18 protein-coding genes are annotated in these 22,924 nt (G+C 62.7%); 2 read left to right on the forward strand and 16 right to left on the reverse strand.

Features of this window, described 5'->3' with window-relative positions:
- Positions 1-47 precede the first annotated feature (47 nt).
- The 12 genes from mdoH to hutC all read right to left on the reverse strand — a co-directional run bounded on the left by mdoH (position 48) and on the right by hutC (position 14,666).
- A complete protein-coding gene (gene mdoH, locus HB675_RS03185; RefSeq protein WP_213875632.1) occupies positions 48-2,642 on the reverse strand; it encodes a glucans biosynthesis glucosyltransferase MdoH in 2,595 nt (864 codons plus the stop codon).
- Positions 2,635-4,365, reverse strand: coding sequence for a glucan biosynthesis protein (locus HB675_RS03190; protein WP_213875633.1), 1,731 nt, complete (start codon positions 4,363-4,365; stop codon positions 2,635-2,637). The genes mdoH and HB675_RS03190 overlap by 8 nt, the downstream gene beginning before the upstream one ends.
- Positions 4,366-4,632: 267 nt before the next feature.
- Entirely contained in the window at positions 4,633-5,070 is a 438-nt protein-coding gene (gene dtd, locus HB675_RS03195) for a D-aminoacyl-tRNA deacylase (RefSeq protein WP_213875634.1), read from the reverse strand.
- Positions 5,067-6,038 (reverse strand): prolyl aminopeptidase, encoded by a 972-nt coding sequence (gene pip, locus HB675_RS03200; RefSeq protein WP_213875635.1) that lies wholly within the window; start codon positions 6,036-6,038, stop codon positions 5,067-5,069. The genes dtd and pip overlap by 4 nt, the downstream gene beginning before the upstream one ends.
- A gap of 120 nt (positions 6,039-6,158) precedes the next feature.
- Positions 6,159-6,959, reverse strand: a complete 801-nt coding sequence (gene hutG / locus HB675_RS03205; protein ID WP_213875636.1) for an N-formylglutamate deformylase — start codon at positions 6,957-6,959, stop codon at positions 6,159-6,161.
- 13 nt (positions 6,960-6,972) lie between these two features.
- Positions 6,973-8,175: an imidazolonepropionase gene (gene hutI, locus HB675_RS03210; RefSeq protein ID WP_213875637.1), complete on the reverse strand. Its 1,203-nt coding sequence runs from the start codon at positions 8,173-8,175 to the stop codon at positions 6,973-6,975.
- A gap of 17 nt (positions 8,176-8,192) precedes the next feature.
- Positions 8,193-9,716, reverse strand: coding sequence for a histidine ammonia-lyase (gene hutH / locus HB675_RS03215; protein ID WP_213875638.1), 1,524 nt, complete (start codon positions 9,714-9,716; stop codon positions 8,193-8,195).
- 22 nt (positions 9,717-9,738) lie between these two features.
- Positions 9,739-10,554 (reverse strand): glycine betaine/L-proline ABC transporter ATP-binding protein, encoded by an 816-nt coding sequence (locus HB675_RS03220; RefSeq protein ID WP_213875639.1) that lies wholly within the window; start codon positions 10,552-10,554, stop codon positions 9,739-9,741.
- Entirely contained in the window at positions 10,551-11,405 is an 855-nt protein-coding gene (locus HB675_RS03225) for a proline/glycine betaine ABC transporter permease (protein ID WP_213875640.1), read from the reverse strand. The genes HB675_RS03220 and HB675_RS03225 overlap by 4 nt, the downstream gene beginning before the upstream one ends.
- A gap of 119 nt (positions 11,406-11,524) precedes the next feature.
- Positions 11,525-13,189 (reverse strand): urocanate hydratase, encoded by a 1,665-nt coding sequence (hutU, locus tag HB675_RS03230; protein ID WP_213875641.1) that lies wholly within the window; start codon positions 13,187-13,189, stop codon positions 11,525-11,527.
- 188 nt (positions 13,190-13,377) lie between these two features.
- The gene (locus HB675_RS03235; protein ID WP_213875642.1) at positions 13,378-13,959 is read right to left on the reverse strand and encodes a HutD family protein; all 582 of its coding nucleotides are present in this window, start codon (positions 13,957-13,959) and stop codon (positions 13,378-13,380) included.
- Complete coding sequence (gene hutC / locus HB675_RS03240) at positions 13,956-14,666, reverse strand: histidine utilization repressor (protein ID WP_213875708.1); 711 nt, start codon at positions 14,664-14,666, stop codon at positions 13,956-13,958. Before hutC ends, HB675_RS03235 begins: the two co-directional genes overlap by 4 nt.
- Positions 14,667-14,822: 156 nt before the next feature.
- On the opposite strand from hutC, the gene HB675_RS03245 reads away from it, so the two are divergent.
- Positions 14,823-16,184 carry a formimidoylglutamate deiminase gene (locus HB675_RS03245; protein ID WP_213875643.1) on the forward strand — a complete coding sequence of 454 codons (1,362 nt, stop codon included), beginning with the start codon at positions 14,823-14,825 and terminating at the stop codon, positions 16,182-16,184.
- A 112-nt stretch (positions 16,185-16,296) separates the two neighbouring features.
- Here the strand turns inward: HB675_RS03245 and HB675_RS03250 are convergent, their stop codons facing one another.
- The 4 genes from HB675_RS03250 to HB675_RS03265 form a co-directional block, all read right to left on the reverse strand.
- A complete protein-coding gene (locus HB675_RS03250; protein ID WP_213875644.1) occupies positions 16,297-16,878 on the reverse strand; it encodes a lipocalin family protein in 582 nt (193 codons plus the stop codon).
- A gap of 193 nt (positions 16,879-17,071) precedes the next feature.
- The gene (locus tag HB675_RS03255; protein ID WP_213875645.1) at positions 17,072-18,079 is read right to left on the reverse strand and encodes a class 1 fructose-bisphosphatase; all 1,008 of its coding nucleotides are present in this window, start codon (positions 18,077-18,079) and stop codon (positions 17,072-17,074) included.
- 172 nt (positions 18,080-18,251) lie between these two features.
- The gene (locus tag HB675_RS03260) at positions 18,252-19,625 is read right to left on the reverse strand and encodes a DUF3999 family protein (protein WP_213875646.1); all 1,374 of its coding nucleotides are present in this window, start codon (positions 19,623-19,625) and stop codon (positions 18,252-18,254) included.
- 93 nt (positions 19,626-19,718) lie between these two features.
- Positions 19,719-22,166 carry a glycogen/starch/alpha-glucan phosphorylase gene (locus HB675_RS03265; protein WP_213875647.1) on the reverse strand — a complete coding sequence of 816 codons (2,448 nt, stop codon included), beginning with the start codon at positions 22,164-22,166 and terminating at the stop codon, positions 19,719-19,721.
- 233 nt (positions 22,167-22,399) lie between these two features.
- Here HB675_RS03265 and HB675_RS03270 point away from each other — a divergent pair, with 233 nt between their 5' ends.
- Complete coding sequence (locus HB675_RS03270; protein WP_213875648.1) at positions 22,400-22,810, forward strand: YkgJ family cysteine cluster protein; 411 nt, start codon at positions 22,400-22,402, stop codon at positions 22,808-22,810.
- Positions 22,811-22,924 lie beyond the last annotated feature (114 nt).

Below are 22,924 nucleotides of genomic sequence, written 5' to 3' on the forward strand. Positions count from 1 at the left end.
CTTGCCCTGCGGGACCGAGCTTGTTCGGTCCCGCAGGGCAAGGTGAATCAGGCGTTCTGCAACGGCGCCGCCACACCCGCCACCACCGGTTGCAGGGGCAGCAACGGAGCATGGGGATCGGCTTTCACCGAGTCACGCCAGGCCGCCAGCCATGACGGGTTCTGGCTGCTCCAGACCTGATCGTGCAGGCGCGACAGCGCCACCGGATCGCTGAGCAGGTTCATGCGCGCGTTGTTGTCGAGTTTTTCCGGGCCATTTTCCAGGGCCTTTGCCACTCGCACTTCACGCATGTTTTCCACCGGTATGGCTTCACCGTGGCGCGAGGTGCCCATGCTGTAGGCCAGGGCGTTCTGCTGCGGATCGACCACGGCGCGGACGAACCCGTCCTTGAGCGCGTGCCAGCGGTTTTCGTGGGTGTACTGGTCGGTGGAGACCAGCTCTTGCGGCGTATCGTACTCCTCGGGAATCAGGAACAGCTTTTCGTCACGTGCCGCCAGCCCGAGGTTGGTCCGGCTGGAGATCACCGACACCGGGATCGACAGTATCAGCGAACCCACGATCGGCGTCAGCCACCACAGGAAGCTCGGGTTGAGCCAGATCACCAGTGCGGCCCAGCCCACGCCAAGCAGCGTCTGCGAACCATGGCGTTTCACGCCTTCGATCCAGGGCGTGGAATCGTCGTCACGCTGTGGCGAGTTCCAGGTCGCGGCCCAGCCAAGAAACGCCGCCAGTACGAACACGGTGTGGAACAGCATGCGTACCGGCGCCAGGAGCATGGAAAACAGCATTTCCATCAGCATCGACAGCGTGACCTTGATCCGGCCACCGTATCCTTTCGCGCCCTTGAACCAGATCAGGATGATGCTCAGCAGCTTGGGCAGGAACAACAGCACGATGGTGGTGGAAAAGAGCGCCACGGCCTTGTCAGGGTGCCACTGTGGCCATAACGGGTACAGCTGCCGGGGTTCGAGGAAGTAGGTCGGCTCCATCAGCGTATTGACCGCCAGCAACGCCGTCGACAGCACCAGGAAGAAGAACCACAACGGCGCCGAGAGATAGCTCATCACACCGGTGAGGAACACCGCTCGGTGCACCGGGTGCATGCCCTTGACCAGAAACAGGCGAAAGTTCATCAGGTTGCCGTGGCACCAGCGCCGGTCGCGCTTGAGCTCGTCCAGCAAGTTGGGCGGCAGCTCCTCGTAGGAACCCGGCAAGTCGTAGGCAATCCACACCCCCCAGCCGGCACGGCGCATGAGCGCAGCTTCGACAAAGTCGTGGGAAAGGATCGTACCCGCGAATGCACCTTTGCCCGGCAAGGGCGCCAAGGCACAGTGCTCGATGAAGGGTTTCATGCGAATGATCGCGTTATGGCCCCAATAGTGCGATTCACCCAACTGCCAGAAGTGCAGGCCGGCGGTGAAAAGCGGGCCATATACCCGCGTGGCAAACTGCTGCATGCGTGCGTACAGGGTGTCCATGCCCGACGCCCGCGGTGCGGTCTGGATGATGCCGGCGTCCGGGGTCGCTTCCATCAAGCGCACCAGGCTGCTCAAGCATTCGCCGCTCATCACGCTGTCGGCATCCAGAACTACCATGTAACGGTAATCGCTGCCCCAGCGACGGCAAAAGTCATCCAGGTTGCCGCTCTTGCGCTTCACGCGGCGACGACGGCGACGGTAGAAGATGTGCCCGAAGCCCGCAGCCTCTTTGCACACGTCCAACCATGACTGCTGCTCGGCCACGGCGATATCCGGGTCATAGGTATCGCTGAGCACGAAGAAGTCGAAGCGGTCCAGGTTGCCAGTTGCCTTGACCGACTCGAACGTCGCCCTGAGGCCTGCAAATACCCGCGGCACGTCTTCGTTGCAGATCGGCATGACCAACGCGGTGCGGGCACCGGCTTCGATCGGTTCATTACCGGCGCTGGCGCCGGAGATACGGTATTTATCGTGGCCCGTGAGCAACTCCAGAAAGCCCATCAGGGCGGTCCAGAAACCGGCCGAGACCCAGCAGAACAGAATACCGAACAGGATCAGGATACTGGTCTGCAGAAAGTAGGGAAGCACCTGGGTGGCCGTCTGCAGGATCGGCTGGCGAACGACTTCGTCGAGATCGACCATACCCCAACCCTGGTACGGCATGATGCCTTTCATGTACCAGCCGGCCACGATGGTCTGGCCGAGCATCAACACCAGCAGAATATAACGACGCATCGAACCGACCCAGCGCCAGCGCGCCTTGGGCAGGTCACGTTTGTCGCTCACAGGCTCGGGGGTCTGCGCCTTGCCGGCCATCCGCCGCCAGCCGCGCACCAGCATGTTGGTGTGCCAGGGCTCGGGGACGACTTTGGTCCGGTTGATCGGCGGGGTCGTCTTCAGCCGCACACGGCCGCTGGCGTCCACGGTGAGCATTTCGGCTTCGTGCAGCTCCTCGGCGCTGGACAGGGTCAGGCGGCGAGCCACCGACGCCTGGCCGGCCGCCGCCGAAGCGTTGGCAGGCTGCGCAGAAAGCCGCTCGTGCAGCTCCGCAAAAGAAGTGCAAGTGGCCAGCTCGGCCCGCTGCTCGTTGCTGAGCGGCAGGTGGGCCAGGTACTCGTCCAGCGACTCGGACGACGCGGGAGGCTGCATGTGAAGATCACTCATCGGCGGGCAACTGATAGCTCCAGGTTTCAGTCAAGACTTGCTGCGTCGTGACCGGTTCGGCTGGCGCGACAGCCGGTACCGGCTCCGCTGCCTTGGCAGGTGCTTCAGACTTTTCGTGTTTGACCTTCGGCGCTTCGGCCTTGGCCTCTTTGACTTCCTTGGCGGGCTCGGCAGGCTCGGCCGGCTTGGTCACATCACGGACCAGTGCGGCACGCATTTCCACCGCCTGTTTCGGGTCCTTGACCTTCAACCGCAGGGTCAGACGCCAGCCTTTGGTCTCCGGGTTGTAGCGCAGGCTGTTTTCCACCAGATCGGCGTTGTCACCGGTGCTCACCTGGCTGTTGACCACAGTGTCTGGCGCCAGTTTGGCCAGAGCGGGGCCTTCGAAGTCGATCAGGAACGCCACGGTGCCGTCCGGCTGGCGAACCAGGTTGGACTGCTTCACGTCACCGGTGGAGCGCAGTGTCTGCTTGACCCAGCCGCTGGCCGGATCGTGCAGGGCTTCTTCGTTCATGGTGAAGTGGAGGCGGTAGTTGTGCTCCAGGGCTTCGCCCGGCTCCGGCATTTTTTCCGGGTTCCAGAACGCCACGATGTTGTCGTTGGTTTCGTCGGTGGTAGGGATTTCGACCAGATCGACGGTGCCCTTGCCCCAGTCACCCTTCGGCTCGACCCACGCGCTTGGACGCTTGTCGTAACGGTCGTCGAGATCTTCGTAACGTTCGAAGTCGCGACCGCGCTGAAGCAGACCGAAACCTTTCGGGTTTTCGACGGTGAAGCTGCTGACCGCAAGGTGTTTCGGATTGTTCAGCGGACGCCAGATCCATTCGTCATTGCCGGCGTGAATCGACAGACCGGTAGAGTCATGCAGCTCGTGACGGTAGTTGAGCACCTTGGACGGCTGGTTGGAGCCAAACAGGAACATGCTGGTCAGCGGCGCGATACCCAGGCGGCTGACATGGTCACGCAGGAACACCTTGGAGCTGACATCCACCACGGCATCGCTGCCAGGGCGCAGGATCATCTTGTAGGCGCCGGTGGAACGCGGCGAATCCAGCAGGGCGTAGATCACCAGTTGCTTGTCGTCCGGGCCAGGGCGTTCGACCCAGAACTCGGTGAAACGCGGGAACTCTTCCCCCGACGGCAGCGCGGTGTCGATGGCCAGGCCCCGGGCCGACAGGCCGTAGACTTGATCCTTGCCGATCACACGGAAATAGCTGGCGCCCAGAAGGGTCATGATTTCGTCCTGCTTGTCACCCTTGTTGATCGGGTACAGGACGCGGAAACCGGCATAGCCCAGGTTTTCCGTCGCTTTCGGGTCGAATTGCAAGTCGCCGAAATCAAAGCGAGAGGGATCGTACTTGATCTCCTGCACCGTGTCGGCGGTCACTTCGTTGATCTTCACCGGTGTGTCGAAATGCATGCCCTGGTGATAGAAGGACAGCTTGAACGGGGTCTTGTCGTCCGCCCATTCGGCCTTGTCGTTGCGGAACTGGATCTTCTGGTAGTCCGCGAACTTCATGTCGCGGAATTCCTTGGGCAGATTGCTCTTGGGCGCTTCGTACTTCTGGCCGGCGAGCGCCTTGGCGCGCGCGGCGACGTCGTCCAGGTCGAACGCCCACAGTTGGCTGGCGCCGAACAGACAGAACAGTGCTGTACTCGCCAACACTGCGCTACGCAAGCGTCTGGCGTTCTTCCCTGGTGCATTTCTGGAGCTAACAATCACGAGCAACCCTCGCCGAAAACAGATCAAAAAACCAACGGCCAGCTATCGTTTGCCGGGTTGGCGAGCATTGTTCGGACTCCGAAAGGAGGCAATGATTCCCCCGACGTCGTCCGACCAGCCTGAGACTGGAACAAATGTGGATCAACAGACGCTGATTTACCTAGCGCGCGATTATCTAGCAGGCTGAGTAACAACGCACCATTGACAGTGAAGTATTTATGCTACAAAGCCGCTGTTTCACCTGCAACTTCCTGTTTTTAGTCACATTCAGACATCCAGCAGAAAGGTAACCGGGCCATCGTTGACCAGGCTCACCTGCATGTTGGCGCCGAAACGGCCAGTGGCCACCACTGCGTGCAACAAGCGGGCCTGATCGATCAGGTAGTCAAATAATTCTGCGCCCAGCGCTGGCGGCGCCGCCGTGGTGAAGCTTGGCCGCAGGCCACTACGGGTATCGGCCGCCAGCGTGAACTGCGAGACCAGCAGCAAACCGCCCGCCACGTCCTTGAGCGACAGGTTCATTTTGCCGGCTGCATCGCCGAATACCCGGTAGTTGAGCAAGCGGTGCAACAGCTTGTCGGCATGCTCGCGGGTGTCCTGCGGCTCGACCGCCACCAGCACCAGCAGACCGGAGCCAATGGCACCGACGTGTTCACCTTCGACGTCCACTCGGGCACTGCTCACACGTTGCAGCAGCCCCCTCACGCCTCCTCCAGCGGCAAGTCGAGCAGGCGCCGGGCCATCTGATCGGCAGCGCGGACCAACGCGTCGGTGATGCCCGGCTCGGAGGCGGCGTGACCGGCATCGCGGATCACTTGCAGCTCGCTGTTGGGCCAGTTCTGGTGCAATTCCCAGGCGTTGTCCAGCGGGCAGATGACATCGTAGCGACCATGGACGATGACCGCCGGCAGATGGGCGATGCGCGGCATGTCGCGAATCAGCTGGTCGGGTTCGAGGAAAGCGCTGTTGACGAAGTAATGGCACTCGATACGGGCGATGGACAAGGCTCGCTGAGGCTCGCTGAAGCGGTCCACCACCAGCGGGTTGGGACGCAGGGTGGCGGTGCGGCCTTCCCAGGTGGACCAGGCCTTGGCAGCGTGCATCTGGGCAATCTGATCAGGGCCGGTCAGGCGCTTGTGGAAAGCGCTGAGCAAGTCGTCACGCTCATCGGCCGGGATCGGCGCCAGGTAGTCCTGCCAGTAGTCCGGGAACAGACGGCTGGCACCGGACTGGTAGAACCATTCGATTTCTTGAGGGCGCGCCAGGAAAATGCCGCGCAAGATCAGACCATGAACCCGTTCTGGATGGGTCTGGGCATAGGCCAAGGACAGGGTCGAACCCCAGGAGCCGCCAAATAGCACCCATTTTTCGATGCCCAAGTGCTCGCGAATGCGCTCAAGGTCCGCCACCAGATGCCAGGTGGTGTTGTTTTCCACGCTGGCGTGAGGCGTGGAGCGCCCGCAACCGCGCTGGTCAAAGGTGATGATCCGGTACAGATTGGGGTCGAAGTAACGGCGGCTCTGCGCATCGCAACCCGACCCCGGCCCGCCATGGATGAACACCACAGGCAGCCCTTCAGGCGATCCGCTTTCGTCGACGTACAACACATGCGGCGCTTCTACGGCCAGATCGTGCCGGGCGTAGGGTTTGATCTGCGGGTACAAGGTCTGCATCACGCGCTCCGTAAGGGGAAGGGTTCTGAATCTTGGCTTGAGCCATCATAAACCCGAAAGCGCTTTTGGCGCATTCCCCACATAACCTTTGTGGAAAGGCAGCGCAGGGCACAAGCCCCCTCAGGCGTAGCGCTCTTTCCCCCAGGCGACGAATGTGTCGAGCATCTGCTGGATCACCGCCTGAGTCGGCGTCGCCAGATCTTCCCGATAGGGAAACGGTTCGACCTCTTCCATGTACCGGCACTGCGCCAACTCCAGCTGCACGGCATGGATGTCCCGCGCCGGGTTGCCATAGTGGCGGGTGATGTGGCCACCCTTGAACCGGCCGTTGAGCACATGGCTGTAGCCTTCGGCAGCCGTGCACACCGCCTCCAGCCGCGACGCCACTTGCGGGTCGCAGCTGGCGCCGTTGAAGGTACCCAGGTTGAAGTCCGGCAACTGCCCCTCGAACAGGTGCGGCACCACCGAGCGGATGGAGTGGGCATCCCACAACAGGGCATAGCCATGCTCGGCACGCAGGCGTTCGAGTTCAGCGTTCAACGCGTGGTGGTAGGGTGTCCAGACCCGTTCAAGATAACCCGCGCGCTCGGCCGTCGAGGGCTCCAGGCCTGCCTTGAACAGCGGTACGCCATCAAACAGCGTCGAAGGGTACAGTCCGGTAGTCGCGCCGGCATAGAGCGGCTTGTCGTCGGAAGGCCGGTTGAGGTCGATGACAAAGCGCGAGTAGTGGCCCACCAGCACGCTGGCCCCCATGGACTGGGCAAAGGCGTACAGCAACGGAATATGCCAGTCGGTATCCGGCAGCCCCAGCGCTTCCTCCACCAGACCGGCTTCCACCGCAGGGGTCAGCTCCAGGCCCGCATGGGGGACGCTGATCAACAGGGGAATCCGACCTTGGGTAAAGCTCAGAACGTTATCCATCAAGACTCTCCTTTCAAAGACTGACGAGGGCGCCGTGGCGCACGACGCGCTTGTTCAATTCGCCGCCCAGCCAGTACGCCAGGTCGGCTGGCCGGTCGATCTCCCAGGCGACAAAGTCGGCGTGCTTGCCGGCTTCCAGCGAACCGTGGGTCGCCTGCATGCCCAGCGCCGTGGCCGCGTGCAAGGTGACGCCGGCCAAGGACTCTTCGGGCGTCATGCGAAAAAGTGTACAGGCCATGTTCATCATCAAGCGCAGCGACAAGGCCGGCGAGGTGCCCGGGTTCAGGTCGCTGGCGATAGCGATCTGCACACCGTGCTTGCGCAGCGCCTCCATGGGCGGCAGCTGCGTCTCGCGCAGGAAATAGAAGGCGCCCGGGAGCAGCACTGCCACGGTCCCGGCCGCTGCCATGGCGATCGCGTCGTCTTCGGTCATGAACTCCAGATGGTCTGCAGACAGCGCCTGATAGCGTGCCGCCAGGGTCGAACCGTGCAGCGACGACAACTGTTCGGCATGCAGTTTGACCGGCAGCCCCAGGCCCTGCGCCACCTTGAACACGCGCTCGACTTGAGCGGGGGAAAACGCCAGGTATTCGCAGAAAGCGTCCACGGCGTCCACCAGCCCCTCCCGGGCCAGCACCGGCAGCATTTCTGCGCAGATGTGCTCGATGTAGGCGTCGGCCCGGCCCTCGTACTCGGGCGGCAACGCATGCGCGGCCAGGCAGGTGGCCCGCACCGTGACGGGCAACGCCTCGCCCAGACGCCGGATCACTTGCAGCAGCTTGCGCTCGTTGGCCAGGTCCAGGCCGTAACCAGACTTCATTTCCACTGTGGTGACGCCGTCACGCAGCAGGCTGACCAGACGGCGCCGCGCGCTGATGAACAGTTCATCGCCCGTGGCCGCGCGGGTGGCGCGGACCGTGCTGGCAATGCCACCACCGGCGGCAGCAATTTGCGCGTAGCTGACCCCTTGCAGACGCTGCTCGAATTCGCCACTGCGGTTGCCGCCGAACACGGTGTGAGTGTGGCAATCGATCAGCCCTGGCGTGACCCAGGTGCCGCCGAGGTCGACGGCACTGGCGTCAGCCTCCGGGGCTTCGCTGGCCGGGCCGATCCACTCGATCAGGTGAGCGTCGGTGAGGATGGCGGCGTTCTCGATGATCGAGTAACGGCCGCCTGCCATGGTTGCGATCTGGCAGTTGTGCCATAGGGTTTTCATGTAAATCTCCTGTCAGGTCACAACAAATGTGGGAAAGTCCGGCTCAACAACGCCGGATCCTTGAGGATCGCCGCACTGGTGGCAATGTCCGGCGCCAGCCAGCGGTCCTGGTCGTAGGGCGGGATGTGCAGACGTATCAACTGCCACGCCGCCGTGGTGCCCACGCCAAAGCCCTGCGCCTTGAGAAATTCGAAGGCCTGGGCCGCCAGCAGATACTCGATGGCGAGGATCTGCGTGCAGTTCTCCAGGGCCCGGTGCAGCTTGAGTGAAGCGTTGGTGCCCATGCTCAAGTGGTCTTCCTGCAAGCCTGAGGTGACGTAGTTGTCTACCACCGCCGGTTGGGCCAACTGGCGATTCTCCGCACAAAGGGAAGCGGCTACGTATTGCACGATCATCATCCCGGAATTGACCCCAGGCTGGCTCACCAGAAACGCCGGCAGGCCACTGACCTGCGGGTTGATCAGGCGGTCGAGGCGGCGCTCGGCAATCGCCCCGATCTCGGCCACTGCAATCGCCAGCAGGTCGGCGGCAAACGCCACGGATTGACCATGGGGGTTGGCCTGGGACACCACCCGATAATCCTCAGGCGTGCCCAGCAGCAGCGGGTTGTCAGTGGCCGAGTTGAGTTCGGTCTCGATCTGCCGTGCGGCATGGGCCAATTGATCGCGTGCCGCGCCGTGGACCTGGGGAATGGAACGAATGCTCAGTGCATCCTGGGTACGGATGCCCCGGCTGCTGTCGATCACTTCACTGCCCGCCAGCAAGGCACGCAGGTTTTCGCCCACCACCTGCATACCCGGATGGGGCTTGAGCGCGATGATCTGCGGGTCGAAGGCATCGATCTGCCCGCGCAGGGCTTCGAAACTCATGGCGCCGATCACATCGGCCCATTGGCTCAGGCGCTGGGCGTCGTCCAGAGCCAGGCAGCTCAGCCCGGTCATGCACGGCGTGCCGTTGACCAGGCACAGCCCGTCCTTGGCCCCCACTTGCACCGGCTCCAGATGCGCCTCGGCGAGGGCCTGGCTGGCGGGCACCACCTGCCCGCGGTAGCTGACCATGCCCACGCCCAGCAGGCCGACGCCGATGTGGGCCATGTGGGTCAGGTAACCCACGGAGCCCTGGGACGGCACCTGCGGGGTAACTCCCAGGTTGAGAAAGGCCAGCAAGCCTTCGACGACACGCCGGTGCAGGCCCGAACGGCCTTGACTGAAGTTGACCACGGCCGCGCAGATGATCGCCCGGGCCTGTTCATCGGTGAGCGGTTTGCCCACACCGCAGGCGTGGCTGAGCAAGGTGTTGCGCGACAGCTGGCTGAGCTGCTCGTCCTGCAGCGAAACGTTGCACAGTGCGCCGAGCCCGGTGTTGACGCCATAGGCTCGCTCGCCGCTGGCGACGATGCGCTGCACGATGGCCTGGGCGTTATCGATCCGCGCCCACGCCGCCTCGGACAACTCCAGTACCGCGCCGTGGCGCGCCACGGCCACTACATCCTGCCAGCGCAACAACGCGTCGCCGATCACGACTTTCTGCACAAACACCATGTCTGCCTTCCTCATGGGGCCATTACAGCGTGGCCACCCGTCGCTGCACGAACCGATCAACGTAGTCGTCGGCGGGTTGATGAATGATTTGTTTCGGCGTCCCGACCTGGATCAGGCGGCCGTCTTTCATGATCGCAATGCGGTTACCCAGGCGCACGGCCTCGTCGAGGTCGTGGGTGATGAACACGATGGTCTTGTGCAGCGAGGCTTGCAGTGCGAGCAGCTGGTCCTGCATTTCTGCGCGGATCAACGGGTCGAGGGCGCTGAAGGCTTCGTCCATGAGAATGATGTCGGTGTCGGCCGCCAGCGCCCTGGCCAGGCCGACCCGCTGGCGCATGCCACCGGACAGTTGCTCGGGCCACGCCTGCTCGTAGCCCTTGAGGCCCACCTGCTCGACCCAATGCCGCGCCCGCTCCCGACATATCTGCTTGTTTTCGCCGCGCACCTTGAGCCCGTAGGCAACGTTTTCCAGCACAGTGCGATGGGGCAACAAGCCGAAGCTCTGAAACACCATGCTGATCCGGTGCCGCCGGAATTCGCGCAAGGCGTCCATGGACAGGCCGAGAATGTCCTCGCCGTCCACCAGGATCTGCCCGCTGTCCGGATCGATCAGGCGATTGAAATGCCGTACCAGGGTCGATTTTCCAGAACCGGACAGGCCCATGATGACGAAAATTTCCCCGGCCTCGATGCTCAGGGACAGGTTGTCGACGCCCACCACGCAGCCGCTGGCCGCCAGCACCTGGTCCTTGCTCTGGCCCTGCTGCAACAACTGCAAGGCCTGCTGCGGATGAGGGCCGAAAATCTTCGAGACGTTGTGCACTTCGATCAGGCTCATGGCTGCACCCCCGGCCGACGCGGACGCCCGTACGCCTGGGTAATGCGATCGATGACGATGGCCAGAATGACGATGGCCAACCCGGCCTCCAGGCCGCGACCGACGTTCAAGGTCTGGATGCCGATCAGCACATCCTCCCCCAGCCCCCGTGCGCCGATCATCGAGGCGATCACCACCATCGACAGCGCCATCATGGTGGTCTGGTTGATCCCCGCCATGATACTCGGCAGCGCCAGCGGCAATTGCACGCCAAACAGCTGCTGCCAGCGGTTGGCGCCGAAGGCGTTGATGGCCTCCATGACCTCCCGGTCGACCTGGCGAATGCCCAGGTCGGTCAGGCGAATCAACGGTGGCACCGCGTAGATGACCGTGGCAAAGATGGCCGGCACCTTGCCCAGGCCGAACAGCATCAACATCGGGATCAGGTAAACGAAGCTGGGCAGGGTCTGCATGATGTCGAGCAGTGGCATCAGTACCGCACGCAGGCGATTGCTGCGGGCGGCCAGCATGCCAAGCGGAATGCCGATCAACACGGCGATCAGAGTCGACACCAGCATCAGTGCCAGGGTCTGCATGAGCTTGTCCCACAGGCCCACCGCGCCGACCAGAAACAGCAGGCCGACAATAAGCGCAGTACTGGTGAGCTTGCGCGTGGCGTGCCAGGCAATCAGCGCTACCACGATCAGCAACAGCCACCAGGGCGTCATGCGCAGCAAGCCCTCCAATTTCACAATCAACCACAGCATGCTGTCGGAGATCTGCCGAAACAGATCGCCGTAGCGGGTCACCAGCGCGTCCACCTCATCGTTGATGGGGGTGGCCACGGAAAACGTCAGGCTGTCGGGGAACATAGGCGGCTCTCGGGTTCACTGTCGTAACACACAGCCTACCTTGCAGGACCGAGCTTGCTCGGGAAGCCGGCGATACATTTTTCCCGAACAAGCTCGGTCCTGCGCGGCTCCGAGTGTTTTCAGCGAACCATCGGCAGATTCAAGCCCTGCTCTTTCGCACAATCGATCGCTATCTGATACCCCGCATCGGCATGACGCATCACCCCGGTGGCCGGATCGTTGTGCAGCACGCGGGCAATGCGCTCCGCCGCCTCGTCGGTGCCGTCGCAGACGATGACCATCCCCGAATGCTGGGAGAAGCCCATGCCCACGCCGCCGCCATGGTGCAAGGACACCCAGGTCGCGCCGCTGGCGGTATTGAGCAAGGCATTGAGCAAGGGCCAGTCGGACACGGCGTCGGAGCCATCGCGCATCGACTCGGTCTCGCGGTTGGGGCTGGCGACCGAGCCGGAGTCCAGGTGATCGCGGCCGATCACCACCGGTGCCGACAGCTCGCCGCTGCGCACCATTTCGTTGAACGCCAGGCCCAGCTTGGCGCGCTGGCCCAGGCCGACCCAGCAGATACGCGCCGGCAGGCCCTGGAAGTTGATACGCTCGCGGGCCATGTCCAGCCAGTTGTGCAGGTGGGCATCGTCCGGGATCAACTCCTTGACCTTGGCGTCGGTCTTGTAGATGTCCTCGGGGTTACCCGACAGCGCAGCCCAGCGGAATGGCCCGACACCACGGCAGAACAGCGGACGGATGTAGGCCGGGACAAAACCAGGGAAATCGAACGCGTTGCTGACGCCCTCTTCCTTGGCCATCTGCCGGATGTTGTTGCCGTAGTCGAAGGTCGGAATGCCCTGTTTCTGGAAGTCGAGCATGGCCTGCACGTGGACCGCCATGGACTGCTTGGCTGCCTTGACTACAAAAGCAGGCTCGGTCAGCGCGCGGGCGCGGTAATCGTCCCAGCTCCAGCCGGCGGGCAGGTAGCCATTGAGCGGGTCGTGGGCGCTGGTCTGGTCGGTGACCATGTCCGGTCGTACGCCGCGTTTGACCAGTTCCGGAAGGATTTCAGCCGCGTTGCCCAGCAGAGCCACGGAGATGGCCTCGCCGGCGGCGGTGTACTTGGCAATGCGCGCCAGGGCGTCGTCGAGGTCGCTGGCCTGTTCGTCGACATAACGGCTGGCGAGGCGAAAGTCGATGCGGCTCTGCTGGCACTCGATGTTCAGCGAGCAGGCACCGGCCAAGGTCGCGGCCAAGGGTTGCGCGCCGCCCATGCCGCCCAGGCCGGCGGTCAGCACCCACTTGCCCTTGAGGCTGCCGTCATAGTGTTGGCGACCGGCTTCGACGAAGGTTTCGTAGGTGCCCTGGACGATGCCCTGGCTGCCGATGTAGATCCAGCTGCCGGCAGTCATCTGGCCGTACATGGCCAGGCCTTTGGCATCGAGTTCGTTGAAGTGTTCCCACGTGGCCCAATGGGGCACCAGGTTGGAGTTGGCGATCAATACTCGGGGCGCATTGGTGTGGGTCTTGAACACGCCGACCGGCTTGCCAGACTGAACCAGCAAGGTCTCGTCGTCATTGAGGTGGGTCAGGCTTTCGACAATCTTGTCGTAGCATTCCCAGTTACGCGCCGCACGGCCGATACCACCGTAGACCACCAGTTCCTTGGGGTTTTCCGCCACTTCGGGATCGAGATTGTTCATCAGCATCCGCAGCGGCGCTTCGGTCAGCCAGCTTTTGGCGGTGAGCTGAGTGCCACGGGTGGCACGGATTTCGACATCTCTGAATTTGCTGGACATGGGCTGACTCCTGGAGATTCGTACGCACACATATTTACTTGTATGTACAAGCATATGCAAGCTGGAGGCCAAGTTGTCGGATCGGCTTGGAGGGCTTTGGATCAAAGGGTGGAGCACAAGTGTAGCGGTGTTACCGATGACCGCTTTTGCCCCTCGTCGGGGCAACGGGTAACAATTTGGTGCGGTTTCTAGACTTTCGAGTTCAACTCGATCACACAACACCGCCCCGCCAGATTGACCTTCAGCAAGCCTTGTTGATCGTCGATCTGCAAGCTGTCATAGATCCCCAAGGACTCTGCTGGATAGCCCGCGATTCGTATCTGTAGATCATCGCAGGCGCTGAACACCAGCACCGTCTGCGCCGAGGTAAACAAGGTGCTCGGCACAATGCCGTCCAGCCATTGCAGACGGACCTGATAGCGCTGCGGCGCATAGATGAGGTTGAAGTCGCGGATGGTCGCGCCGAGCAAGGTGCAATCGACCGTGGCATCGCCGCTGAACGCCAACGGATCGAATGGCAGCAGGTCACGGCTGATCTTGCCGTCGATGGTCAGGTTCATGCCATCGCCTTGCAACACCGTGATCACCCGCTTGTAACCATTGAAGGTCGAGAACCCTCCGGATTCGGCAATGTCGGCAATCGACACCCGCCAGCCAAAACCGTCCAGGCCATGGCCCGCGTCGCGACTGATTTCCTCGGTGCTGCCACCACCGTTCTTCCAAGGCATGCGCGGGTACTGGGCCGCACGTAGAATCTTCAGTCGGCTCATTTGCTGAAACGTCCTTCCAGACGATGACGGGAACCCGGGTGAATCAAGCGCGCGGCGGTGACCGGCTGGCGACCCGACCAGGTGCGACGACGGATCAACAGGCACGGCTCGCCAGACGCTATCTGTAACAGCGCGCATTCTTCGGGATCGGCCAGGATGGCCTCGACCACGTGCTCACCCTCGGTCAGCGGCGCTACCTGAGAAAGGTAAGCGTAGGGGGTTTTCTGGCTGAAATCCTGCTTGAGGTAGTCCGGCGCGACCAGCGCATTGACGAAACGGTCTTCGATCTGCACGGCAATATCGTTTTCGTAGTGCACGATCACCGAGTGAAAGACCCGCTGCCCTTCGCGCATATCCAGTGCCAGAGCGCGCTCGGAGCCTGCAGCCTCTTCGGTCAGCAGGATCACCTGGCAGCTGTGGCGATGCCCGCGCGCGGCGATTTCATCGGCGATGTTGTGCACTTCGAACAAGGCCGACTGGGTTTTCGGCTCGGCGACAAAAGTGCCCACACCTTGCATGCGCACCAACAGCCCTTCGGCGGTCAGTTCGCGCAGGGCTCGGTTGATGGTCATGCGGCTGAAACCCAGCTGGGTCACCAGTTCGCTTTCCGAGGGCACGCGGTGATGAGGCGGCCAGACACCGTTCTGGATCTGCTGGGCAATCATCAGTTTGACGCGCGCATACAAGGGCGCCGGGCTTTCGCCCATCTGAGCGACCAGCGAGGTAACAGCAGGCGGAGTCGGCACGGGAATTCCCTGTTCTTGATCTGAAGGCAGATGAATAAAACCATAGCTTGCCGGAGTTTACCGAGCAGGCAAACGTCTGTATATGTATATACAAATTTCCTCTACGAGGTGCCGTTCATGGCTGCCTTTTTTGCAGAACGCGCCCTGCTGCCTGGCGGCTGGGCTGAAAATGTCCGCCTGGAAGTGCTCGACGGGATCATCAGCCACGTGCAGGTCGGCGCCGCTGCCGCCGATGCCGAGCGCCTCGCGGGTCCACTACTGGCGGGCATGCCCAACCTGCACTCCCATGCGTTCCAGCGGGCCATGGCCGGGCTGGCCGAGGTCGCGGGCAACCCCGATGACAGCTTCTGGACCTGGCGTGACCTGATGTACCGGCTCGTGGGCAGGATCAGCCCCGATCAGGTGGAGGTGATCGCCTGCCAGCTGTACATCGAAATGCTCAAGGCCGGTTATACCTCGGTGGCCGAGTTTCATTACGTGCATCACGATCCGGCAGGCCAGGCCTATGCCGACCCCGCCGAACTGTCCGGGCGCATCAGCCAGGCCGCCGCCCGAGCCGGCATCGGCCTGACCTTGCTGCCGGTGCTGTACAGCCACTCGGGCTTTGGCGGCCAGGCGCCAAATGACGGTCAGCGCCGCTTCATCAACAGCACCGAGCAGTACCTCGATCTACAGGCCCGCCTGGCACCGCTCCTCGCGGCGCAACCAGCGCAGCGTCTGGGGCTGTGCTTTCACTCGCTGCGGGCGGTTACCCCGATGCAGATCGAAGACGTGCTGGCGGCCGGAGATGCCAGCGCGCCGGTGCACATCCACATTGCCGAACAGCAGAAGGAAGTCGACGACTGCCTGAACTGGAGCCAGCGGCGCCCCATTCAATGGCTGTATGAAAACACGGCCGTGGATGCCCGCTGGTGCCTGGTCCATGCCACCCACGCCAACCCTGAGGAGGTCAGCCTGATGGCCGGCAGCGGCGCGGTGGCAGGCTTGTGTCTGACCACCGAGGCGAATCTGGGCGACGGTATTTTCCCGGCCGTGGACTATCTTGCTCAGGGCGGCCGCATGGGCATCGGCTCGGACAGCCATGTGTCCTTGAGCGTGGTCGAGGAATTGCGCTGGCTGGAATACGGCCAACGCCTGCGTGATCAGCGCCGCAACCGGCTGTATGGCGCCGACCAGCCAATGGTCGGACGCACGCTGTACGATGCGGCACTGGCGGGCGGCGCCCAGGCCTTGGGGCAGGCTGTGGGGCAACTGGCGGTGGGCTTGCGCGCTGACTGGCTGGTGCTCGATGGCAGCGATCCGTACCTGGCCACGGCCAGTGGCGACGGGATTCTCAACCGCTGGCTGTTCGCCGGTGGCGATCGGCAAGTGCGCGATGTAATGGTCAATGGCAAGTGGGTGGTACGGCAAGGGCGGCACGCCGATCAGGACAACAGCGCGGTGGCTTTTGCCAAGGTCCTGCGGGAAATGCTCGATTAAGGCGACTGGCCTCATCGCGGGCAAGCCCTGCTTCCACAGCGTGATCTCAGGGCTGGAGTACAACCTGTGGGAGCGGCTTGCCCGCGATGAGGCCCGAACCGGCCTATCTATGTTACCGAAGGACTTTTATCTCACTGTCCTTCACACGCCAGATCAAGCGGCTGGTGTCATACCCCTGCTGCCGGGCCTTGGCCAGCAGCTCTTCGCGCACCTGGCTGGTAACTTCTGGCGTGCGCGACAGGAGCCACAGGTACTTGCGCTGCTGGTCACCCACGACCGCGACATTGTAGCCACCGTCCACGTACAGCACCCAGTAATCACCCTTGGCCACGCCCGGCAGCAGCCTGGAAAACCAGTTGTCGAACACCACCCACAGTTTGTCGGTCTTGCCCGGCACTTGCGGCGAAGCCGTGGCAGTGGCCTGCTCCCAGCGGCCTTCGGCGGTCCGGCAGCGATTGAGGACCGCCACGTTGCCGTCCGCCTTGAGCCCGTAGTGCGCCTCGGATTGCGCACAGTTGCGCTGGAAGAACATCGGCAGGCGCGCCAACTCGTACCAAGTGCCCTGATAGCGCTTGAGGTCGACCTGGCCCACTGTGTTCGGCGGCGCCAGATCGCTGCCGTTGCGGCTGGTACAAGCGGCCAGCAACAGGCCACCTGCCGCGAGGGTCAGCAGGGCAATCGTGGATTTACGCATAAGCATCGGTCCTTGGCAGGGAACAGAGGGAATGCAGCTTAGAAGAGCAAAGCGGGAGGGGGTTCAACCGGGGTTGACGCGAAAAGCCGTAGCCAACCTTGGTCGCGGCCGCCGCGCCCCGTCATGACGGACAGACCGCAGCGCCCTTATCGCGAGCACACTCGGCTACGCCGATCGTACTGTCAGCTTTTGATCAGTTGTGATAACCGGTCACACGTTCGACTTCTTCCTTGGAGCCCAAAAACACCGCCACCCGCTGGTGCAGGCCATCAGGCTGAATGTCGAGAATCCGCTGATGACCATCGGTGGACATGCCGCCGGCCTGTTCCACAAGGAACGACATCGGGTTGGCTTCATACATCAGGCGCAGCTTGCCGGGCTTGGACGGGTCGCGAGCGTCGCGCGGGTACATGAACAGGCCGCCACGGGTCAGGATGCGGTGCACGTCACCGACCATCGCCGCCACCCAGCGCATGTTGTAGTCCTTCTTCAGCGGGCCTTCCTTGCCGGCCATCAACTCGTCGACGTAGCGCTTGACCGGCTCTTCCCAGTGCCGCTGGTTGGACATGTTGACAGCAAATTCCTGGGTACTTTGCGGAATGGTGATGTCTTCGTGGGTCAAGGCGAAGCTGCCCATTTCGCGGTCCAGGGTAAAGCCCTTGACGCCGTCACCCAAGGTCAGCACCAGCATGGTCTGCGGGCCGTAGATCGCGTAACCGGCGGCGACCTGCTCGGTACCTGGCTGCAGAAAAGCCTTCTCGTTGAGCGGCTCGTTCTGGGTCAGGTACTCCTGCGGGCAACGCAGCACCGAGAAGATGGTCCCGACCGGTGCGTTGATGTCGATGTTGGACGAACCGTCCAAGGGGTCGAACACCAGCAGGTAGGCACCCTTGGGGTACTTGCCCGGGATCTGGTAGGCGTTGTCCATTTCTTCGGACGCCATGCCGGCCAGCGTGCCGCCCCATTCGTTGGCTTCCAGCAGGATGTCGTTGGACATGACGTCCAGCTTCTTCTGCACTTCGCCCTGCACGTTTTCGGTGCCCATGCTGCCCAGAACACCTCCCAGGGCGCCTTTGGACACGGCGTGGCTGATCTCTTTGCAAGCGCGCGCCACCACCTCGATAAGGAAGCGCAGATCGGCAGGCGTGTTGTTGCTGCGGGTCTGCTCGATCAAATAGCGACTCAGGGTAACGCGGGACATGGACGACTCCAGAGACAAGAGGGAGAGGGAAACCTGCGCGCAGTCTACAGACCGGGCGTAAAGCTGACGAGCGGCAGGACAAGCTCACCGCCGGCAGCGATCAGACCGGGTCGACCCCGCAAGAGTTCAGGTACCGCTTTGCCAGCGTAGCTGCAAATTTCGTGCACGGGTATCAACGCGGCCGTGCCGAACGTGGTCGGCCCAGGCCCCAGGCCAGTACCGCGAGCACCACCGCCGCCAGCAGCAGCCCAAGCCACAATGCCAGGTGGGTCCAATCCGGCGCCAGGCTGGCCGGCGCCGGTGCAGGCGCCTTGGCAGCAGGCGCCGCCGGCTTGCTCACCGGCCTGGGTGCCGGGGCGACCACTATCTGGGCCTCGCCCGTCACGGCCAAGCCGTTGGCCACGGGGACGGCGGCACTGCGCACCGTGGCGCTGCCCACGGCCAGGGTGAACGGGCCATCGCCCTCGGCCTTGAACACTACCTGCGCCGGTCGCGCCGCCACTTGGAGGCGCGGCACGGTGCTGCCCAGGCCGCCACCACGGTCATCGACCTGGAGAAGAATCTGGCGCACCACCTGGCCCGGCATGGCCATCTGGTCCTGGACGAAGTCCTGACCGCTCTGCGACAGCCGATACAGCAGCCCGTTCTGCAACGGTTGCCAGCTGCCATTGGCATCGCTGCGACCGTAAACGGCCACCGGCGCCAAGGTGTTGGGTTGCTGAACGATGAACTTGACCCGCTCCACCGCCAGCGGCACCGGCAGCTGCCAGATGTATTCGTTGGGCTTGTCGCTGCGACCGCTTAAAGGATCGGACCAACTCAGAGATTCTGCCGGCGCCTTGGACAGGTCACTGGTGATCTGCACCGAGCTGAGAATCGGCGCCGACTGCGGCCATAGCAAACGCAGATAGCGCGCCGGTTTGCCGGCCAGGTCGACATCGTGCTGCTCGATGCGCTCGTCGGCAAAGGAGAAGCGCCCGACCTGGCCCTCACCCCAGCTCTGCCAGTGCTGCAGGTCATCGCTGGCTTCGAGGGTGAAACGCTGGAAGCCTTCGCGTTCGCTGGTCCAGTCGAAATTGAGATTGATCAGCGGCGCCTTGATCGCGCTGGTGTCCAGCAGCCAGCCGCGCAGGGCCTCCTCCCCCGCCTCCAGTTCTTCGGCAGGCTGTACATCGATCACGCTGCCATTGGCAGCCAATTGCACGCGCACGTCCGGCACCCGTCGGGTGCCGTCGGCTGCATCATAAAGAGGGAAGAACTTGACGTCAGTCTCGGCATCCTTGGCCGCAGGCGGTACGCTGGTGCGGTGCAGGCTGTAGGCCTGCGCCGCGCCGGCAGCGTTCAATACGCGCAGATCGCCCAAATCGGGCTGGTGCGCGGAAAACTCGGCCGTCACCGGAAGTTGCAGCCGGTACCACGGACCCGCACCGCTCAGTGCCAGTGGCCATTGCCGGGCAAAATCACCCGGCTGCTGCTCGGCGGCCAGCGCCGACAGCACGGTACACAACGCCAAAGCGCCCACTAGCCAGCCACTGGACCTGATCACCTGACCACACTCCTCTCTGGCATGACCGATATCCTTGAAAGTCTGCGCCAAGTATATCGATCTGCCAGCACGGAATCACGCCAATGCTTGACGCTATTCCAGAGCTTTCCAGATTTCTTCGGCGTACTCGCGAATCGTGCGGTCCGAGGAGAACCACCCCATGCGCGCGGTGTTGAGCACCGAGGCACGCCACCATTTATCGCTGTCATGCCAGAGCGCGTCGACCTTGCGCTGGGCATCCCAATAAGCATCGAAGTCGGCGCACAGATGGAAACGGTCGTAACCTACCAGGCCGTCCACAAGACCGGTGTAGCGCGAGGGATCATCCGAGGAAAAGGTCCCGCCGCGTATGGCCTGAAGGACATCGTTGAGGCGATGAGAACCGGCCACCTCGGCATGGGCGTTGAACTCATCGGTACGCTTGCGCTCCTCCACTTCTTGCGAAGTAAGGCCGAAGATGAACATGTTTTCTTCACCGACGTAATCACGCATTTCCACGTTGGCGCCATCCAGGGTACCGATGGTCAGGGCGCCATTGAGGCCGAACTTCATGTTGCTGGTCCCCGACGCTTCATAACCGGCCGTGGAGATCTGCTCCGACAAGTCCGCCGCCGGGATGATGCTTTCGGCCAGGCTGACGTTGTAGTTGGGCAGGAACACCACCTTGAGCAAGCCGCGTACGGTGGGGTCGTTGTTCACGGTGCGGGCAATGTCGTTGGCCAGTTTGATGATCAGTTTGGCCTGGTGATAGCTGGCCGCCGCCTTGCCGGAGAAGATCTTCACGCGGGGCACCCAGTTGGTGCCCGGCTCGGCACGAATGGCCTGGTACAGCGCCACGGTGTGGAACAGGTTGAGCAGCTGGCGCTTGTACTCGTGGATACGCTTGACCTGCACGTCGAACAAGGCTTCAGGGCTGACGACGATGCCCAGGCGGTCATGGATGATCTTCGCCAGGGCTTTTTTGCTGTGCAGACGCTGCGCCGCGAAGGCTTTGCGGAATTCCGGCTTCTCGGCAAAGGGTTCCAGGTCCTTGAGGCGCCCTTCCGGATTGTCCAGCACGTCCTCGCCCAAGGCCTCTATCAGCATTGCAGTCAGCGGCGGGTTGGCCTGGTACAGCCAGCGGCGGAAGGTGATGCCGTTGGTCTTGTTGTTGATGCGGTCCGGGTAGAGCTTGTGCAGCTCCTTGAACACGGTCTTGCGCATCAGTTGCGTGTGCAGCCCGGACACGCCGTTGATGCTGTGAGACCCGAGGAACGCCAGGTTGCCCATGCGCACGCGGCGGCCGTTGTCTTCTTCGATCAGCGACACGGCGCGCAGCAGGTCGAAGTCATCCTTGCCCTGGGCCCGCAGCGAATCGATGTGGTAAGCATTGATCAGGTAGATGATCTGCATGTGCCGCGGCAACATGCGCTCCATCAAGCCCACCGGCCAGGTTTCCAACGCTTCGGGCAGCAGGGTGTGGTTGGTGTACGACAAGGTGCCCACCGTAATCTGCCACGCGGTGTCCCAGACGATGCCATGGGTGTCCACCAACAGGCGCATCAGTTCCGGCACGGCAATGGACGGGTGGGTATCGTTGAGCTGGATGGCGGCCTTGTCGGCCAGGTTGAGCAGGGTGTCGTTCATGTTCAGGTGGCGGCGCAGCAAGTCCTGCAGCGAGGCCGACACAAAGAAGTATTCCTGACGCAGGCGCAACTCTTGCCCCGCCTCGGTGCTGTCCGCCGGGTAGAGTACGCGGGAGATACTTTCGGCGCGGGCCACTTCGGCCACGGCACCCAAGTGGTCTCCGGCGTTGAAACGTTCCAGGTGCAGCTCTTCCAGCGCACGGGCACGCCACAGCCGCAGGGTGTTGACGCTGGAGCCACGCCAGCCGACCACAGGGGTGTCATAGGCCACCGCTCGCACGGTTTCGGCGGGCCACCAGACCTGCTTCTGTTCGTTGGCGGTATTGACCGTTTCGACATGGCCGCCAAAGCTGATGGGGTAGATCACTTCCGGACGCTCGAACTCCCAAGGGTTGCCGAAATCCAGCCAGTTCTCTGTCTGCTCCTGCTGCCAGCCATCGACGATGGCCTGGCGGAACAGCCCGTGCTCGTAACGAATACCGTAGCCATGGGCAGCAACGCCCAAGGTCGACATGCTTTCCATGAAGCACGCGGCCAGCCGGCCCAGGCCGCCGTTGCCCAGCGCCGCATCGGGCTCCAGCAGGCGGATACGCTCCAGATCCACGCCGAGGTCGGTGAGCGCCTCACGCGCTACGTCCAGCAGGCCCAGGTTGCTCAGGCTGTCGTAGAGCAGGCGGCCAATGAGGAATTCGAGGGAAAGGTAGTAGACCCGTTTCTGGCCTTTGCGGTAGATCTGCCGGGTGTGGTCCATCCAGTGTTCGACCATATGGTCGCGAGCGGCCAGTGCGATGGCTTCGAACCAGTCGTGATCAAAGGCATGGTCGGGGTCTTTGCCCACCGCATATGTAAGTTTGGCGAGTACAGCGGCACGGAATTCGGCCACCTCGGCGTCACGGACAAGCGGTTCCTGAGACATTCAGACGTCCTCGGGGGAGAGTTACGGTTTAGGAAAGCGGTCTTGAACAACCAACAACGAAACGAATAATCAGAGCCTAGACGGTCTGACAGGAGGTGGAGGTCTGGGTTCGACCTTTTGTGTCTCGACAGGGGCAAAACCTGTACTTCCGGCAAATGGTTGTTCACAAATTCACCAACCCCGGTATCATCGCGCGCCCGCTGACCCGTTCACCGACCTGATTGATACTGACCATGATGAGACCCACCCTGATCGCCGCCGCCGAGCTTGACCGCCTCGACACCTGGCAAAAATATAGCGCACCGATGTGCGGCTCGTGTGTGTCGAGCTGCTGCACCCTGCCGGTGGAAGTAAAGATCAAGGACCTGATCCGGATTGGCGTGGTCGACGAGTTCGAGATGGGCGACCCGCCGAAGAACATCGCCAAGCGCCTGCAAAAAGACGGCATCGTTGAACGCTTCAATCAGAAGACCGGCATTTTTACCCTGCAGCGCATGAGCAACAACGACTGCCTGTACCTGGACCGCAAGAGCCGCCTGTGCACGATCTACGAGCTGCGTCCCGACACCTGCCGCAACCACCCGAAGATTGGTCCGCGGCCGGGGTATTGCGCGTACAAGCCGAAGGCTGCGGCGCCACGGTAGGACGTCTGGCACCCCACGGCGCAGGAGCCGACCTTGGTCGCGATGCAAACGACGCGGTCCGTCAGACAGAACGCATGACGGCCTTCGCGACCAAGGTCTGCTCCTACGCCGGGT

This window comes from Pseudomonas sp. dw_358 (assembly GCF_018449655.1).
GTDB lineage: Bacteria > Pseudomonadota > Gammaproteobacteria > Pseudomonadales > Pseudomonadaceae > Aquipseudomonas.

Bases quoted from the DNA above. Each gene is read 5' to 3' on its own strand.
- hutG (WP_213875636.1), bottom strand. From the start codon at position 6,959: ATGGATAACGTTCTGAGCTTTACCCAAGGTCGGATTCCCCTGTTGATC.
- HB675_RS03235 (WP_213875642.1), bottom strand. From the start codon at position 13,959: ATGAGCCGACTGAAGATTCTACGTGCGGCCCAGTACCCGCGCATGCCT.
- hutH (WP_213875638.1), bottom strand. From the start codon at position 9,716: ATGGTGTTTGTGCAGAAAGTCGTGATCGGCGACGCGTTGTTGCGCTGG.
- HB675_RS03270 (WP_213875648.1), top strand. From the start codon at position 22,400: ATGATGAGACCCACCCTGATCGCCGCCGCCGAGCTTGACCGCCTCGAC.
- mdoH (WP_213875632.1), bottom strand. From the start codon at position 2,642: ATGAGTGATCTTCACATGCAGCCTCCCGCGTCGTCCGAGTCGCTGGAC.
- HB675_RS03245 (WP_213875643.1), top strand. From the start codon at position 14,823: ATGGCTGCCTTTTTTGCAGAACGCGCCCTGCTGCCTGGCGGCTGGGCT.
- hutC (WP_213875708.1), bottom strand. From the start codon at position 14,666: ATGGGCGAAAGCCCGGCGCCCTTGTATGCGCGCGTCAAACTGATGATT.
- HB675_RS03255 (WP_213875645.1), bottom strand. From the start codon at position 18,079: ATGTCCCGCGTTACCCTGAGTCGCTATTTGATCGAGCAGACCCGCAGC.
- pip (WP_213875635.1), bottom strand. From the start codon at position 6,038: ATGCAGACCTTGTACCCGCAGATCAAACCCTACGCCCGGCACGATCTG.
- HB675_RS03250 (WP_213875644.1), bottom strand. From the start codon at position 16,878: ATGCGTAAATCCACGATTGCCCTGCTGACCCTCGCGGCAGGTGGCCTG.
- HB675_RS03225 (WP_213875640.1), bottom strand. From the start codon at position 11,405: ATGTTCCCCGACAGCCTGACGTTTTCCGTGGCCACCCCCATCAACGAT.
- HB675_RS03220 (WP_213875639.1), bottom strand. From the start codon at position 10,554: ATGAGCCTGATCGAAGTGCACAACGTCTCGAAGATTTTCGGCCCTCAT.
- hutU (WP_213875641.1), bottom strand. From the start codon at position 13,189: ATGTCCAGCAAATTCAGAGATGTCGAAATCCGTGCCACCCGTGGCACT.
- HB675_RS03265 (WP_213875647.1), bottom strand. From the start codon at position 22,166: ATGTCTCAGGAACCGCTTGTCCGTGACGCCGAGGTGGCCGAATTCCGT.
- hutI (WP_213875637.1), bottom strand. From the start codon at position 8,175: ATGAAAACCCTATGGCACAACTGCCAGATCGCAACCATGGCAGGCGGC.